Origin of the sequence: Variovorax boronicumulans (genome assembly GCF_030812215.1) — a bacterium.
Classification (GTDB): Bacteria; Pseudomonadota; Gammaproteobacteria; order Burkholderiales; family Burkholderiaceae_C; genus Variovorax; species Variovorax boronicumulans_C.
This window is the reverse complement of the sequence record NZ_JAUSSG010000005.1, coordinates 415,934-429,929: the sequence shown is the minus strand read 5'-3', so window position 1 is coordinate 429,929 and position 13,996 is coordinate 415,934. Positions and strand designations below refer to the sequence as shown.

At 66.4% G+C, this 13,996-nt stretch carries 17 protein-coding genes; 2 read left to right on the top strand and 15 right to left on the bottom strand.

Annotation, left to right across the window (positions count from 1 at the left end; translation table 11 throughout):
* Positions 1-8 precede the first annotated feature (8 nt).
* The 13 genes from J2W23_RS16550 to hpaR form a co-directional block, all read right to left on the bottom strand.
* Positions 9-998, bottom strand: coding sequence for a Bug family tripartite tricarboxylate transporter substrate binding protein (locus J2W23_RS16550; RefSeq protein WP_307649490.1), 990 nt, complete (start codon positions 996-998; stop codon positions 9-11).
* Positions 999-1,128: 130 nt separating this feature from the next.
* The gene (locus tag J2W23_RS16545; RefSeq protein WP_373423943.1) at positions 1,129-1,599 is read right to left on the bottom strand and encodes a nuclear transport factor 2 family protein; all 471 of its coding nucleotides are present in this window, start codon (positions 1,597-1,599) and stop codon (positions 1,129-1,131) included.
* A 24-nt stretch (positions 1,600-1,623) separates the two neighbouring features.
* On the bottom strand, positions 1,624-2,445 hold the full coding sequence (hpaI, locus tag J2W23_RS16540; protein WP_176660598.1) for a 4-hydroxy-2-oxoheptanedioate aldolase: 822 nt from the start codon (positions 2,443-2,445) through the stop codon (positions 1,624-1,626).
* A gap of 136 nt (positions 2,446-2,581) precedes the next feature.
* Positions 2,582-3,385, bottom strand: a complete 804-nt coding sequence (gene hpaH / locus J2W23_RS16535; RefSeq protein ID WP_307649489.1) for a 2-oxo-hept-4-ene-1,7-dioate hydratase — start codon at positions 3,383-3,385, stop codon at positions 2,582-2,584.
* A 16-nt stretch (positions 3,386-3,401) separates the two neighbouring features.
* Positions 3,402-3,809, bottom strand: coding sequence for a 5-carboxymethyl-2-hydroxymuconate Delta-isomerase (locus J2W23_RS16530; protein ID WP_307649488.1), 408 nt, complete (start codon positions 3,807-3,809; stop codon positions 3,402-3,404).
* A gap of 16 nt (positions 3,810-3,825) precedes the next feature.
* Positions 3,826-4,653 (bottom strand): extradiol ring-cleavage dioxygenase, encoded by an 828-nt coding sequence (locus J2W23_RS16525; protein ID WP_307649487.1) that lies wholly within the window; start codon positions 4,651-4,653, stop codon positions 3,826-3,828.
* Positions 4,650-4,985, bottom strand: a complete 336-nt coding sequence (locus J2W23_RS16520) for an aromatic ring-opening dioxygenase subunit LigA (protein ID WP_307649486.1) — start codon at positions 4,983-4,985, stop codon at positions 4,650-4,652. Before J2W23_RS16520 ends, J2W23_RS16525 begins: the two co-directional genes overlap by 4 nt.
* A 6-nt stretch (positions 4,986-4,991) precedes the next feature.
* Positions 4,992-5,966: a tripartite tricarboxylate transporter substrate binding protein gene (locus J2W23_RS16515; RefSeq protein WP_307649485.1), complete on the bottom strand. Its 975-nt coding sequence runs from the start codon at positions 5,964-5,966 to the stop codon at positions 4,992-4,994.
* Positions 5,963-7,429: a 5-carboxymethyl-2-hydroxymuconate semialdehyde dehydrogenase gene (gene hpaE, locus J2W23_RS16510; RefSeq protein ID WP_307649484.1), complete on the bottom strand. Its 1,467-nt coding sequence runs from the start codon at positions 7,427-7,429 to the stop codon at positions 5,963-5,965. Before hpaE ends, J2W23_RS16515 begins: the two co-directional genes overlap by 4 nt.
* 17 nt (positions 7,430-7,446) lie before the next feature.
* The gene (locus J2W23_RS16505) at positions 7,447-8,439 is read right to left on the bottom strand and encodes a Bug family tripartite tricarboxylate transporter substrate binding protein (RefSeq protein ID WP_307649483.1); all 993 of its coding nucleotides are present in this window, start codon (positions 8,437-8,439) and stop codon (positions 7,447-7,449) included.
* A 45-nt stretch (positions 8,440-8,484) separates the two neighbouring features.
* Positions 8,485-9,255 carry a fumarylacetoacetate hydrolase family protein gene (locus J2W23_RS16500; RefSeq protein WP_307649482.1) on the bottom strand — a complete coding sequence of 257 codons (771 nt, stop codon included), beginning with the start codon at positions 9,253-9,255 and terminating at the stop codon, positions 8,485-8,487.
* On the bottom strand, positions 9,252-9,887 hold the full coding sequence (locus J2W23_RS16495) for a fumarylacetoacetate hydrolase family protein (protein ID WP_307649481.1): 636 nt from the start codon (positions 9,885-9,887) through the stop codon (positions 9,252-9,254). The genes J2W23_RS16500 and J2W23_RS16495 overlap by 4 nt, the downstream gene beginning before the upstream one ends.
* The gene (gene hpaR, locus J2W23_RS16490) at positions 9,884-10,318 is read right to left on the bottom strand and encodes a homoprotocatechuate degradation operon regulator HpaR (RefSeq protein WP_013538719.1); all 435 of its coding nucleotides are present in this window, start codon (positions 10,316-10,318) and stop codon (positions 9,884-9,886) included. Before hpaR ends, J2W23_RS16495 begins: the two co-directional genes overlap by 4 nt.
* Before the next feature lie 99 nt (positions 10,319-10,417).
* Here hpaR and radA point away from each other — a divergent pair, with 99 nt between their 5' ends.
* Entirely contained in the window at positions 10,418-11,806 is a 1,389-nt protein-coding gene (gene radA / locus J2W23_RS16485) for a DNA repair protein RadA (RefSeq protein WP_093440937.1), read from the top strand.
* A 51-nt stretch (positions 11,807-11,857) separates the two neighbouring features.
* On the opposite strand, the gene J2W23_RS16480 is transcribed toward radA, so the two are convergent.
* The gene (locus J2W23_RS16480; RefSeq protein WP_176660608.1) at positions 11,858-12,313 is read right to left on the bottom strand and encodes a hypothetical protein; all 456 of its coding nucleotides are present in this window, start codon (positions 12,311-12,313) and stop codon (positions 11,858-11,860) included.
* Between the two features lie 194 nt (positions 12,314-12,507).
* Here J2W23_RS16480 and J2W23_RS16475 point away from each other — a divergent pair, with 194 nt between their 5' ends.
* On the top strand, positions 12,508-12,936 hold the full coding sequence (locus tag J2W23_RS16475) for a glycerate kinase (protein WP_176660943.1): 429 nt from the start codon (positions 12,508-12,510) through the stop codon (positions 12,934-12,936).
* Here the strand turns inward: J2W23_RS16475 and J2W23_RS16470 are convergent.
* Positions 12,933-13,883: a LysR family transcriptional regulator gene (locus tag J2W23_RS16470; RefSeq protein WP_176660609.1), complete on the bottom strand. Its 951-nt coding sequence runs from the start codon at positions 13,881-13,883 to the stop codon at positions 12,933-12,935. The genes J2W23_RS16475 and J2W23_RS16470 overlap by 4 nt on opposite strands.
* Between the last annotated feature and the right edge of the window lie 113 nt (positions 13,884-13,996).

The window sequence follows — 13,996 nt, the reverse complement described above, 5'->3', positions numbered from 1 at the left end:
TCAGTCGGTTAACCCTCCGCGGTGAAGCCGACTTCTTTCACGATCGGCGCCCACTTGGCGGTGTCTTTCTTCAGCAGCTCGGTCAGCTCCGCGGGTGTGGAAGACATGGCCTCCAGCCCGAAGGTGCCCAGGCCGTCGATCACGTCCTTTTGCGCGAGCGCGTTCTTCATCGCGGTGTTCAGGCGCGTCACCAGTTCTGGCGATGCCTTGGCCGGCAGGAAGAAGGCGAACCATTCGCTGTGCGCCATGTCCTTGATGCCCTGCTCGCCGAAGGTCGGCACCTCGGGCGCGAAGCGGCTGCGCTTGGCACCCGAGACGCCCAGGATGCGCACCTTGCCCGAGGGCAGGTGCTGGGTGATGTCGCCGATGGGGCCCGACACCGCCGAGATGTTGCCGCCCAGCAGGTCGAGCATCGCCGGCTGCGTGCCGCGGTAGGCGGCGTGCTTGAGTTCGACGTCGCCCTTCTTGCCCAGCAGCGCGCCGATGAAGTGCGGCGTGGAGCCCGCGGCCGGCGAGCCGAAGTTGGCGCCGGCCGGGTTGGCCTTGGCCCAGGCGAGGAACTCGGGCACGCTCTTCACGCTGGCCGGCACCGACGGGCCGACGGCAAAGCCGAAGTCGAAGATGCAGCCGATGCTGACCGGGGTGAGGTCCACCATCGGGTCGTACGGCAGCTTCTTGTAGATGTGCGGATAGATCGTGAGGATCGAGGTCGGCGTCTGCAGGATGGTGACGCCGTCGGCCGGCCGGCCCTTCACGTAGGTGACCGCGATCTGGCCGCCCGCGCCGGTGCGGTTCTCGACCACTGCCGCCTTGGCGTATTCGGGGCTGAGCTTCTGCGCTAGGCGGCGGCAGATGGTGTCCGAGGTGCCGCCGGCCGCGAAGCCGGTGACGATGGTCGCGGTCTCGATGCCGGCCTGCGCGTAGGCCTGATGGCCGATGCTTGCAAGCAGCGCCGAGGCGCCGGTGGTCTGAAGGATCTGGCGGCGTGTGAAGCTCATGATGGGTCTCTCTCCGGGTGGTGGTGGTTCGGGAGCGCGTATTTTTCCAGTAAGGCATGGGGTGGGACCCCCGCGTTTACCTCACGTTTTGAAAGCCGCGACACGATTTCTTCACCCGGAGAGTTCGTCCTCAGAACATTCCGTTGTTGTTGGCGGCGGTCTCCGGAACCGGTTGCGCCACGTCCCAGTGCTCGACGATCTTCCCGTTCTCCAGCTTGAAGATGTCGATGATCGCGGTGCCGCGCGTACCCGGCTCGCGTACCGCGTGCACATGCAGGATCACGTAGTCGCCTTCGACAAAACTGCGCTTGATGGCGCTGTGCGACTTCGGAAATTTCTCGCGCAGGAAGGCGACGAACTTGCGAAAGCCCTCCGGGCCGTCGGCCGCCACGGGGTTGTGCTGCACGTAGCGGTTGCCCACGTACTGAAGGGCTGCGTCGGCGTCCTTCTGGTTCAGGCCCTTTTCGTAGAAGGCCAGAACGGTCTGGCGGTTGGCTTCCTGTTGTGAGGTGGTGCTTTGCTTGGCCCCGCCCATGGGGGCACAGGCTGCGAGGAACAGGGTGGTGGATGCGGCGATGGCCGTCCAGGTGATGCGTTGCATTGGTTAACTCCCTTGGTTGAAAAATCAATAGCTATTGACAGCGTCGGTCTTCGCCGAGTTCCTGTACTTCGCGAGCAATTGTTTGGCCGCAGCCGTGAGCACCATGGTGTCCACGCCCACGGCCACGAAGCGCGCGCCTGCCGCGAGCCACTTGCGTGCCTGCTCCTCGGTGGTCGAGAGAATGCCCGGCGCCTTGCCGGCCTTCAGGATGCGCGCGATGGCGTCGGCGATCACCGCCTGTACCTCGGGATGGTTGGGCTGGCCCACGAAACCCATCGATGCCGACAAATCCGCCGGCCCGATGAACACGCCATCCACGCCCGGTGTCGCCGCGATGGCGTCGAGGTTCTTCATCGCCTCGACCGTCTCGGCCTGCACCAAGAGGCAGGTCTGCGCATTGGCTTCATGCAGGTACTGCGGGTAGGCCTGCCAGCGTGACGCGCGTGCGAGCGCGCTGCCCATGCCGCGAATGCCTTCGGGCGGATAGCGCATGCCCTGCACCATGCGCGCGGCCTGCTCGGCGGTATCGACCATCGGCACCAGCAGCGTCTGCGCGCCGATGTCCAGGTACTGCTTGATCAGCGTGGTGTCGCCGGTCGGAATGCGCACCACCGGATGCGAGCGCTCCGACTCGGGCTGCGCCGACCACGCGCTGGAGATGCCCTGCAATTGCCCGAGCACCGAGCGCACGTCGTTGGGCGCGTGCTCGCCGTCGACCAGCAGCCAGTCGTAGCCGCAGCCCGCGAGGATCTCGGCGACGTAGCTGTCCGCCAGGCCGACCCAGAGGCCGATCTTTTGCTCGCCGGCCTGCATGGCCTGCTTGAAGGTGTTGATGGGGGTGTGCATTGTTCAGTCCAACAGATCGAAGGGTGATGTTTTCATTCGTGGAGCACCGCGGAACCGGCTTTGCCGGGCCGCTGGTGTTGCCCCCGGTAGGGGGTGGGAGATGCGACACGAAGTGCGCAAAGCCTGGGGGCGAGCTTCATATCAGGCGGAACGAGATGGCGCCAAGGGGGCCGTAGTCGGCATGGAAGGTGTCGCCCGGGAGCGCGGTGGTCGGGCGCGTGAACGAGCCGGCGAGCACCACCTCGCCGGCTTCGAGGTGCTCGTCCCACGGCGCGAGCTTGTTCGCGAGCCATGCCACGCCGGTGGCGGGATGGTTGAGCACGCCCGCGGCCACGCCCGTTTCCTCGATCACGCCGTTCTTGTAGAGGAGGGCGCTCACCCAGCGCAAATCGACCGCATCGGGCTTGACCGGACGCCCGCCCATCACGATGCCGGCGTTGGCCGCGTTGTCGGAGATGGTGTCGAACACCTTGCGCGGCGCCTTGGTGTGGCGGTCGAACTGCTCGATGCGTGCATCGATGATCTCGATGGCGGGCACCACGTAGTCGGTGGCGGCCAGCACGTCGAAGATGGTCACGTTCGGACCCTGCAGTTTCCTGCCGAGGATGAAGGCCAGTTCCACCTCGATGCGCGGCGCGATGAAGCGCGTGAAGGGAATGTCGCCGCCCTGCTCGAAGAACATGTCGTCCAAGAGCGTGCCGTAGTCGGGCTCGTCGATCTGGCTGGACTGCTGCATCGCGCGCGAGGTGAGGCCGATCTTGTGGCCCTTCACCGTGCGGCCTTCGGCGATCTTCTTTTTCACCCATTCGCGCGAGATGGCGTAGCCGTCTTCGACGGTCATCCCGGGAAAGCGTTTCGAGAAGTGCTCGACCTGCACGCGCGACTTCTCGCTTTCGTGCAACTCGGCGGCCAGTTGGGCGATGGTGGCTTGGGACAGCATGGCGGCTCGCTTCTTCTTATGGCTTGTTGAACAGAGGGTGCAGGTTGCTGTGCTTGCCGTCGTACACCTGTCCCGGGCTTTCGTCGATCTGCAGCGTGATGCCGATGTGGCGCTGGTCGAAGATCGGCGCGAAATGCGCGCGCACATCGGCCAGCAGCTCGTCGCCGGCCTTCTTCTTCACCGCCTCCGACCGTCCTGCGGCCATGCGGATGTTGAGGTACACGAAGGCGTAGTCGGCCTTGCCGTCGGCCACCGCATGGTGCGCGGCGGGGTAGGCCAGCACACGCGTGCCGCCGATGGGGAACACCGGCTTGTCCGCCTCGTCACGTTGCTTGAGCATCGTGTCGGCGAGCGTGCGGCACAGGGCCGACATGTCGGTCTCGGCTTCGATGTTGGGGGTGTAGAGGATCACCAGGTGCGGCATGTCGCTGCTCTTTCGTTCATGCCACCGACATGACGGCGGCCGTGCAGGTCACCGCGAAGATCGGGATGGCCTTCATATGGAAGATCTCGCCCTTGCCGCGCGCGGCCGCGGCCACGCTGAGGAATGTGCGGATCTCGAAGCCGCCCTGGCCGGCTTCGCGGTAGGTGGCCTCGTCGCTGTAGTCGTCCTGCGAGAGCAGCGCCTCGCGGTCGTTGGCGCACCAGCGGCGCATGAACTCGGCGTCCCATTCGGCATTGACCTTGCCCGAATCGGGCGTGGCCGGCCAGTGCGAGATGCCGCCCGTGCCCACCAGCGCGATGCGCTCGGGCGCCTTGTCGCAGGCGCGGCGCAATGCCTCGCCGAAGGCCCACGCGCGATGCAGCGGCGTGAGCGGCGGGCCCTGGCAGTTGATGTTCACGGGGATCACCTTGGTGTCGAACCGCGGCGTGAGGAAGTGCAGCGGCACCATGATGCCGTGGTCGAACTTCCATTCTTCCGCATAGGCCACGTCCACCGTCTGCATCACCTCGCGGATCAGGCGCTGCGAGAGCGCGGCGTCGCCGGGCACCCTGGTCTTCTCGATGCCGAGCCACTTCGGGTCTTCGATGGGGCCCTCGTAGCTGTCGGCCATGCCGATGGCGTAGGCCGGCATGTTGTTCATGAAGAAGTTGGCGAAGTGCTCGGCGGCAATGACGATCACCGCGTCGGGTTTCGTCGCGCGCATCGCCTCGCCGAAGCGATGGAACTGCGCGTGGAACTCGTCCTTCACCGCCGGGTCGGCGAGGTGCGCGCGGCCGGTGATGCCGGGGGCGTGGCTGCACACGCCTGCGAATACGAGACTCATACGCCTGCCACTTTCTCGTCGGTTCCGGTTGTCATTGCATAGATGCCCGCGCGGACCGGGCCGTACTTGCGCACGCCCTCGCGCATCGCTTCGAGGTAGTCTGCCCATGCAATGCCCAGCAGCGGCGCGAAGTGCATCAGCAACTGGCCGTTGCAGCCGAGCACGTAGAGCTTGCCGATGTCGCCGGCGTCGATGGCCTCGCGCTCTTCATCGTCGAGGTCGTAGTCGGCGAGCAGCGCGGTACGCACCTCGCCGCCTTCCGCGTATCGGCGCTGCACCTCGGCTTCGCGGTTCAGCGCGAAGAGGAATTTCTGCATCGCATAGAGGCTCATCGTTCTTCAGCCCTCGATCTGGATGTTGGCCTTGCGGATCACGTCGCCGTACTTCGAGATCTCGCTCCGGATGAAAGCAGCAAAACGCTCGGGCGTGCCCGACAGCGACGCGATGCCGCCCTTGCGGAAGGCGTCGGCCACGGCAGGGCCCGCGAGCGCGCGGTTCACCTCGTCGTTCATGCGCAGCACGATGGCATCGGGCGTGCCGGCGGGTGCCAGCAGTCCATTCCACGAATTGGACTCGATGGCCACACCCTGTTCTGCGAGTGTGGGTATGGCGGGCGCGTACTGCGAACGCTGTGCGGTCGCCATGCCGAGCGCGACCAGCTTGCCGCTCTGGATGTGGCCGCGGAACTCGGGCCAGTTGCCGAACATCATGGTCACCTGTCCGCCGAGCAGGTCGGTGAGCGCGGGGCCCTGGCCTTTGTAGGGCACATGCACGATGTCCAGGCCCATCTGCAGCTTGAGCATTTCGCCCGACAGGTGGGCCGAGGTGCCGTTGCCGAAGGAGGCGAAGCTCAGCGTGCCGGGCTTCGCCTTCGCCTGGTTGCGCAGGTCGGCCAGCGTCTTCAGGCCGCTCGAGGGATGCGTGGCGAGCACGTGCTCCGACATGCCCATGAGCGCGACCGGGCGCAGGTCTTTCTGCGTGTCGTAGGGGAGCTTGCGCACCAGCGTCTGGTTGGCGGTGAAGCTGTTCGCCACGCTGACGAATGTGTAGCCATCGGGCGCCGACTTGGCGACCGCATCGACGCCGATCACCGTGCCCGCGCCGGGCTTGTTCTCGACGATCACGGCCTGCTCCAGCGTCTTGCCGAGTTCGACCGCCACGAGCCGCGCGACGAAGTCGGTGGTGCCGCCGGGCGTGAAGGGCACGACGATGCGCACCGGCTTGTTGGGCCAGTCGCCGCGGGCGTGTGCCAGCGACGGCACGGCCGCCAGTGCGGCAACGCCCTGCAGCAGCGCGCGTCGGCGTGCGTTCACGCCACGCCCCAGTGCGGGATGTGGTGCGAGCCCAGCGACACCGCCACGTTCTTCGGCTCGCAGAACACCTCGTAGCTCCAGGTGCCGCCTTCGCGGCCGGTGCCCGAGGCCTTGGTGCCGCCGAAGGGCTGGCGCAGGTCTCGCACGTTCTGGCTGTTGACGAAGCACATGCCGGCTTCCACGGCCGCGGCGACGCGGTGGGCCTTGCCGATGTTCTCGGTCCACACGTAGCTGCTGAGGCCGTATTGGATGTCGTTGGCGAGGCGGATCGCGTCGGCCTCGTCCTTGAACGGGATCAGGCACGCGACCGGGCCGAAGATCTCGTCCTGCGCGATCTTCATGCGGTTGTCGACATCGGCGAAGACGGTGGGCACGACGTAGTTGCCTTTCTTCACGCGGTCCGGCAGGTTGCTCGGCGCATCGAGGCCGCCGCACAGCAGCGTCGCGCCTTCTTTCGGACCGAGCTCGATGTAGCTGCGCACCTTGGCCAGGTGCGCCTGCGAAATCATCGGGCCGACGATGGTCTTCTCGTCGAGTGGATCGCCCACGGTGATGCGCTTGGCGCGCTCGGCGAACTTCGCCGCGAAGTCCGCATAGATCGACTGCTGCACCAGGATGCGCGAGCCCGCCGTGCAGCGCTCGCCGTTGTTGCTGAAGATCATGAAGACGGCCGCGTCGAGCGCACGGTCGAGGTCGGCGTCGTCGAAGATCACGAACGGGCTCTTGCCGCCCAGTTCCATGCTGAACTTCTTGAGGCCCGCGCTCTTCACGATGCGGTTGCCGGTGGCGGTGGAGCCGGTGAAAGAAATCGCGCGCACGTCGGGGTGCGCCACCAGCGGCTCGCCGGCTTCCTTGCCGTAGCCGTGCACGAGGTTCAGCACGCCGGGCGGAATGCCGGCTTCGAGCGCGAGTTCACCCAGGCGCGCGGCAGTGAGCGGCGAGAGCTCGCTCATCTTCAGCACGGCGGTGTTGCCGAACGCGAGGCACGGCGCGACCTTCCAGGTGGCCGTCATGAACGGCACGTTCCACGGGCTGATGAGTGCGCACACGCCCACCGGGTGGAACAGCGTGTAGTTCAGGTGCGTGGGCGTGGGGTAGGTGTGGCCGTCCACGCGCGTGCACATCTCGGCGAAGTAATAGAAGTTGTCGGCCGCGCGCGGCACCAACTGCTTGCCGGTTTGCGCGATGACCTGGCCGCAGTCGTTGGTCTCGGTCTGTGCGATCTCGGGCACGTGCGCGGCGATCAGGTCGCCAAGCTTGCGGATAAGCTTCGCGCGCTCGGGCGCGGGCAGGCCGGCCCACTTCGGAAAGGCTTCCTTGGCGGCGGCGACGGCGGCGTTCACCTCGGCTTCGCCGCCCGAGGCGACCTCGGCCAGCACCTCCTGCGTGGCGGGGTTGACGGTTTCGAAGTAGTCCTTGCCCGTGACGGACTTGCCGCCGATGAGGTGATTGATCTGTTGCATGGAGGGTGTCCGGTTCTTCAATCGAGCTTGATGTCGCGTGCCTTGATCAAGGCGTGCCATTTCTTGCGCTCCGCGTCGGTGTAGCGCGTCATTTCGCTGGCGTCGGCGGGGCGTGCTTCCCAGCCGGCGTCATAGAGCTTCTGCTTCACGCCGGCGTCGCCCATGGCTTTCTGCAGCTCGGTGCCGAGCCTGGCCTGCACTTCCTTCGGCGTGGCCACGGGCGTCACCAGGCCTTGCCAGGTGTAGGCCTCGACGTTGGCGTAGCCCAGTTCCTTTGCAGTGGGCACGTTGGGCAGTTGCGGGATGCGCTCGGCCGACATCGCCAGCAGCGGCACCACCTTGCCGGCCTTCACCGCGCTCACGCCGCTGGGCAGGTCGAGCATCATCAGCGGCACCTGTCCGCCCATGAGGTCCTGCAGCGCGGGTGCGCCGCCCTTGTAGGGCACATGCAGCATCGACACGCCGGCCTCGCGCTGGAACAGCTCCATCGCCAGGTGGTGCGGGCTGCCGGTGCCCGGTGTCGCGATGCTGAACTTGCCGGGCGAGGCCTTCAGCGCGGCGATGAGCGCCTTCGCATCGGCCACGCCGGCATTCGGTGCGGCGGTGATGACCAGCGGCGAGCGGCCCATCATGCCGACGAGTGCGAAGTCTTTCTCGGCGTCGTAGGGCAGCTTCTTGTAGAGCGCGGGGTTGTAGACCAGCACGCCGTTGTCGGCGGAGAACACGGTGTAGCCATCGCCCGGCGAGCGCGCGACGTTCTCCGACGCGATGATCGCGCCGGCGCCGGGTTTGTTGTCGACGAGCACCGGCTGGCCCAGTTGCTGCGACACCTGTGCGCCGACCGTGCGCGCGAGAAAGTCGGTGCCGCCGCCGGCCGGGTAGCCGACCACCCAGCGCACGGGCTTGGCGGGGTAGGCCGTCGACTGCGCCGGCGCATCGAGCGCGAGCATCGAGGCGGTCAATGCCACGAGGGCGGTGGCGAGGGCGCGTGTTTTCTTGCTGGCATTCATTGCGTTTGTCTCCGCTGGTTTTATGTATGTGTGACAGGAAGGAAATCAGGCCGCGTCGATGGTGTTGACCAGCGCGCCGATGTGCTCGATCTCGGTGACGATCACGTCGCCCGGCTTGCAGTCGACCACGCCGTCGGGCGTGCCCGTGAGGATCAGGTCGCCCGGCGACAGCGTCATGAAGCGGCTGAAGTACTCGATGAGGAAGGGCGCATCGAAGATCATGTCGCGCGTGTTACCTTGCTGCGTGACGATGCCGTTGACGGTGGTGCGCAGCGCGAGCGCCATCGGGTCGGGAACGTCGGTCGCATCGACGAACCAGGGGCCCAGCGGCGTGCAGGTGTCGCGGTTCTTCACGCGCAGGTTCGGGCGGTACCAGTTCTCCAGGTAGTCGCGGATCGCATAGTCGTTGGCGACCGTGTAGCCGCCGATGAAGTCGTAGGCGTCGTCGCGCTGGACGTTCTTCGCGGTCTTGCCGACGACGATGGCGAGCTCGCATTCGTAGTGCATGAACTGCACGCCGGCCGGGCGGTGCGTGTGCTGGCGGTGGCCGATCAGCGTGCTCTGGCCCTTGACGAACACCAGCGGTTCTTCGGGCGCCTTGAATTCGAGCTCCTTCGCATGGTCGGCGTAGTTGAGGCCGAGCGCGAGGATGGTGCGCGGCCGCGCGGTGGGCGCCAGTGGGGGCAGCCAGGTCAGCTGTTCCTGCGGGACGATGCGGCCGTCTTCGAGTCGCACGGCGGCGTCTGGCTGGCCGTTTAATTCGTGGGCGGTGCCGCTGTGTTCGCGGCCTTCGTGGATGACGCGTGCGTGCTTCATGCGGCGGTCTCCTGCACCAGCGTGTGGGTCAATGTCTCGAAGCCGGTCGCGGAGATATCGATGCGGTCGCCCGCACGTGCCAACGGACGGCCCGCATCACAGCCCAGCATCAGCACGTCGCCATGCGCGAGCGTCATGAAATCGCCGACGTCGGCGAGCAACTGCTGTGCCGGACGCACGAGCTGCGAAAAATCGATCGCTTGCTTGAGCGCGCCGTTGATGCGCACTTCGACGCGGAAGCTCGCAGGGTCGGCCACCTCCTGCGCATCGCGCAGCACCGGGCCGATGCCGAGGAAACCGTCGACGCACTTGAACTTCACCGGCGGGCGGAAGAAGCTCGCGTGCGGAATCGACAGGTCGTTCATCAGCACGAAGCCTTCGACATCGCCCTCGGCGCCGATCACCATGCCGATGCTCGCGCCGATTTCCACTTCGGGAATCGATGAAGGCACCGCGATGGCGCTGCCGTGGGGGCTCCAGGTGTTGGCGGTCTTCACGTAGAGCACCGGTGCCTTGGGTGGCGCCTTGTAGGGCGGCTCGGTCATCTGCGGCGCGAGCGCTTCAACCTCGGCACGGAAGTTCAGCAGCGTGCCGTAGACGGTGCCGGTGGGAAGGAAATGCGCGGTGCTCATGAGGGCTGCTCCAGGGCGATCAGCTCGTCGAGCAGCCCGTAGAGCTGCGTGAGCTTGGCCTTGCCGAGCGACTTCTCCATCCAGTCGTAGTGCGCCTCGATGCTGGTGCCCAGCCGCTTGACCAGCTTCATGCCGTGTGGCGTGGCCTCGACCACGGTGCGGCGCTGGTCGGCCGGATCGCGGGCGCGGGTGATGAGGTTGTCGCGCTCCATGCGCGCGAGCACGCCGGTGAGGCTCGGCCCGAGGATGAAGGCCTCGCGCGCGACGCGGCCGGTGTCGACCGCGCCGTGTTCGCCGAGCACGCGCAGCACGCGCCATTGCTGGTCGGACAGTGCGTGCTCGCGCAGGCTGGGCCGCGTGTGGGCCATCACGGCTTCGCGGGCCTGCAGCAGCAGGCGCGGCAAATTGCGGTGGGTGAAGGTGGTGCTCAAGCGCGGTGCCTCATCAAATTAGTTAACATGTTAAATGATTGGCGATTTCTTTCCAAGCCACCGGCCATCAGGGTTTGTGCGGACACCTAAACTCGCCGAATGGCCAAGGACAAATCTCTTTTCGTCTGCAGTGAATGCGGCGGCACCAGCCCCAAGTGGCTCGGCAAATGCCCGAGCTGCGGCGCCTGGAACACATTGATCGAACAGGTGGCCGGCAGCAACGCCCCGGCCAACAACCGCTTCGGCACGCAGTTCTCGCCGCTGGCGGGCGTCTCCGAACTGGCCACGCTCTCGGAGATCGAGGCGACCGACATCGCACGCACGCCCACCGGCATCGACGAGCTCGACCGCGTGCTGGGCGGCGGCATCGTCTCGGGCGGCGTGACGCTCATCGGCGGGGACCCGGGTATCGGTAAATCCACGCTGCTTCTGCAGGCGGTCGATGCGCTCCAGCGTGCCGGGCAGAACGCGCTCTATGTGACAGGCGAGGAAAGCGGTGCGCAAGTGGCGCTGCGCTCGCGCCGGCTCGGACTCGACCATTCGCAGGTGCAGGTGCTCGCCGAGATCCAGCTCGAGAAGATCATCGCTACGCTCGATGCCACGCGACCTGCGATCGCAGTGATCGACTCCATTCAGACGGTGTACTCCGACCAGCTCACCTCGGCCCCCGGTTCGGTGGCGCAGGTGCGCGAATGCGCGGCCCACCTCACGCGCTTTGCCAAGACCAGCGGCACGGCGGTGGTGCTGGTGGGCCATGTCACCAAAGAGGGCGCGCTTGCGGGCCCGCGCGTGCTGGAGCACATGGTCGACACGGTGCTGTATTTCGAAGGCGATACGCATTCGAGCTTTCGTCTCGTGCGTGCCATCAAGAATCGCTTCGGCGCCGTGAACGAGATCGGCGTGTTCGCGATGACCGAGCGGGGCTTGAAGGGCGTGGCGAATCCGAGTGCGATCTTCCTGAGCCAGCACGCCGAGCCGGTGCCCGGCAGTGTGGTGCTGGTCACGCTGGAAGGCACGCGGCCGATGCTGGTGGAAATCCAGGCGCTGGTCGACAACGGCGGGCCAAGCCCGCGGCGCTTGTCGGTGGGCCTGGACCGTGACCGCCTCGCGATGCTGCTCGCGGTGCTGCACCGCCATGCGGGCGTAGCCTGCATGGACCAGGACGTGTTCGTCAACGCGGTGGGCGGCGTGCGCATCAGCGAACCCGCGGCCGACCTGGCCGTGATGCTGGCCATCACCTCGAGCCTGCGCGGCAAGCCGCTGCCCAAGGGGTTCATCGCGTTCGGTGAAGTGGGCCTGGCCGGTGAGGTGCGCCCGGCGCCGCGCGGTCAAGAGCGTTTGCGCGAAGCCGCCAAGCTGGGCTTCAGCATCGCGGTGGTGCCGAAGGCCAACGCACCGCGCAAGGGCTCAAAGGAGATCGAAGGCTTGACCATCCACCCCGTCGAACGCATCGAAGAGGCGATGGACGTGGTCCGCCGCCTCGATTGATTCTTGTCGAAAAAATGCCCGGCGCGTCAGTGACGCGCCGGGCCACCCTCCCTATCCCCCGATGTGCATCGTGAACGCCGGCCCGCTGTTGAGCACGCATTGGCCGCTGCCCAACGTGGCCGAGTTCATCGTGTACTGGCAACTCAGGTTGCCGCCGCGATTGCCGCTGGCGTTTGCCACGCCGGCACTTCGCGAGCCGGCAACCCGGGTCGCCTCTCCCTGAAACTGTTCACCGCCAATCTGTGCGTTGAAATGGCCGCGGCCGTTCATGTCGTTGGTCACCGTGCCTGCCACGGTTCCGTAGCGCGCCGCTTCGGCGTTCGACGGATACAGGCGTGCACTGAAGCTCTGCGCGATCGGTCCCGGTGCAACGGCATAGGCCTGCGAAGGCGGCGCCGCGGGTGCGGGTTGTGCGATGGGCACCACGTAGCAACCGCTGAGGACGGTGGCTGTGAGCGTGGCGGCGAGAGTGAGACGAACGAAGGTGACGGAACGCGGAATGGTCATACGCTTTTCTGTGGCCCGGGTTGATGCCCGTGCGGTGAAATGTGCCGTCTCGCGCCACCTTGGCATGTGCATTTCGAGGTGAGTACCGTTTTTCGCCCCCGGTGGTAGCCACGGTCGATACAGCGAATGGCGCCCTCGATCCAGATGCGAACTTTCGAATGACCTGGCAAGGCGCCAACAACGGGGCGGCGACAATGCGCGCCATGAATTTCCAGAAATTGCTGGTGCCCGTAGGCGGCATCGTTCTTCTCGGCCTGGCCTGGCGCAGCTACGGCTGGGCCGGCGTCGCACTGGCTGGCGGCGTGATCGTGATGTTCCTGCTGCTGCACTTCAACCGCGCGATGCAGGTGCTCAAGCGGGCGGCCGACCGCCCGGTGGGCTATGTCGCCAGCGCGGTGATGCTCAATGCCAAGCTCAAGCAGGGCGTGACCCTGATGCACGTCATCGCCATGACACGTGCGCTCGGCGAGCTGCGCTCCCCCGCGGACACGCAGCCCGAGCTCTATCGCTGGACCGACACAGGTGGCTCGTACGTCGATGCGGTGTTCAACGGCGGCAAGCTGCAGAGCTGGGAAATGACCCGCCCCGAAGCCGCTCCCGAAGAAGAAACACCGACCAGCTAATCCGAATCCGCGCCGGCCTTGCGGCGCGGCCGGCGCCACAGCGGATTCACCTTCGCGTGGTGACGCACTTCCTTGGCGAACTCCGCGCACATGTGGGTCATGAGGTCGGCCGAGCGGTAGACCAGGTAGACATCGAAGTCCGGCACCTCGTCGGTGATCGGCAGGCGCTCCAGCAGGCCGGGCTGCATCCGCACCGCGCCAGCGTCGTGGAACACGGTGTCCGACCACATGCTGACGAGGTCGGTCTGCGTGGCCAGCTGCAGGCCCAGCAGGTTCGACGCGCTCTGCACCATGCGTTTGGGCATCTCCAGCCCGTTCACGCGCATCGTCGACACCAGCGGACTGCCGGGCTCGTCGATGGGGTCCAGCACCAGCCAGTCGGCCTCCAGCAACGTGCGCAGCTTGCGCACCCGCCGCAGCGGATGGCCGGTGCGCACCGCCACGTGCATCGACAGCGAGAACAACGGCTCCCACTGAAAGACGTTGGTGCCCGGACCGTTGCAGGTCGAGACCAGCGCCAGGTCGAGCCGGCCTTCGCGCAGCCCTTCGAAGAGCTGCTGCGGCCGCTGCTCGTAGGCGCGCAGCGCCACGTTGGGAAAGCGCTGCCTGAACGATGCCATCGTATTGGGCAGCGGCCCGCCCGAGGCCACGGCGGTGAAGCCGATGTTGAGCTGCGCCTCGTCGTGCCCGCGAATCGCCTCGATGTCCTCGAGCGCGTGCCGCAGCTCCTGCTCGACCAGGCTCGCGCGCTTGACCAGCGCCGTGCCATAAGCCGTGAGGTTCACGCCGCGCGTGGTGCGCAGCATCAGCGTCACGCCGAGTTCGCGTTCCAGTTCGGCAATCGTCTTGGACAGCGCCGGCTGTGTGATGTGCAGGCTGCGCGCGGCCTCATGGATGCTTCCGTTCTGGGCGACCGCCAGGAGAACGCGCAGTTGTTGCAGCTTCATCGTGCCTCCTTGATCCCGGGGGAATCCCGTGGGGATTCCATTTGGTTATCAGCATGAAAATATGTGATTCTGCGCTGGCGCGCTTTGCCTGAATACTCCGCGGCTGTCCTGTT

What these genes read in the sequence shown, in the direction of transcription:
- hpaI (WP_176660598.1), bottom strand. Translation starts at nt 2,445, where the DNA reads ATGCACACCCCCATCAACACCTTCAAGCAGGCCATGCAGGCCGGCGAG.
- J2W23_RS16545 (WP_373423943.1), bottom strand. Translation starts at nt 1,599, where the DNA reads ATGCAACGCATCACCTGGACGGCCATCGCCGCATCCACCACCCTGTTC.
- J2W23_RS16505 (WP_307649483.1), bottom strand. Translation starts at nt 8,439, where the DNA reads ATGAATGCCAGCAAGAAAACACGCGCCCTCGCCACCGCCCTCGTGGCA.
- radA (WP_093440937.1), top strand. Translation starts at nt 10,418, where the DNA reads ATGGCCAAGGACAAATCTCTTTTCGTCTGCAGTGAATGCGGCGGCACC.
- J2W23_RS16500 (WP_307649482.1), bottom strand. Translation starts at nt 9,255, where the DNA reads ATGAAGCACGCACGCGTCATCCACGAAGGCCGCGAACACAGCGGCACC.
- J2W23_RS16495 (WP_307649481.1), bottom strand. Translation starts at nt 9,887, where the DNA reads ATGAGCACCGCGCATTTCCTTCCCACCGGCACCGTCTACGGCACGCTG.
- J2W23_RS16470 (WP_176660609.1), bottom strand. Translation starts at nt 13,883, where the DNA reads ATGAAGCTGCAACAACTGCGCGTTCTCCTGGCGGTCGCCCAGAACGGA.
- J2W23_RS16520 (WP_307649486.1), bottom strand. Translation starts at nt 4,985, where the DNA reads ATGAGCCTCTATGCGATGCAGAAATTCCTCTTCGCGCTGAACCGCGAA.
- J2W23_RS16530 (WP_307649488.1), bottom strand. Translation starts at nt 3,809, where the DNA reads ATGCCGCACCTGGTGATCCTCTACACCCCCAACATCGAAGCCGAGACC.
- J2W23_RS16475 (WP_176660943.1), top strand. Translation starts at nt 12,508, where the DNA reads ATGCGCGCCATGAATTTCCAGAAATTGCTGGTGCCCGTAGGCGGCATC.
- J2W23_RS16525 (WP_307649487.1), bottom strand. Translation starts at nt 4,653, where the DNA reads ATGAGTCTCGTATTCGCAGGCGTGTGCAGCCACGCCCCCGGCATCACC.
- J2W23_RS16550 (WP_307649490.1), bottom strand. Translation starts at nt 998, where the DNA reads ATGAGCTTCACACGCCGCCAGATCCTTCAGACCACCGGCGCCTCGGCG.
- J2W23_RS16480 (WP_176660608.1), bottom strand. Translation starts at nt 12,313, where the DNA reads ATGACCATTCCGCGTTCCGTCACCTTCGTTCGTCTCACTCTCGCCGCC.
- hpaH (WP_307649489.1), bottom strand. Translation starts at nt 3,385, where the DNA reads ATGCTGTCCCAAGCCACCATCGCCCAACTGGCCGCCGAGTTGCACGAA.
- hpaE (WP_307649484.1), bottom strand. Translation starts at nt 7,429, where the DNA reads ATGCAACAGATCAATCACCTCATCGGCGGCAAGTCCGTCACGGGCAAG.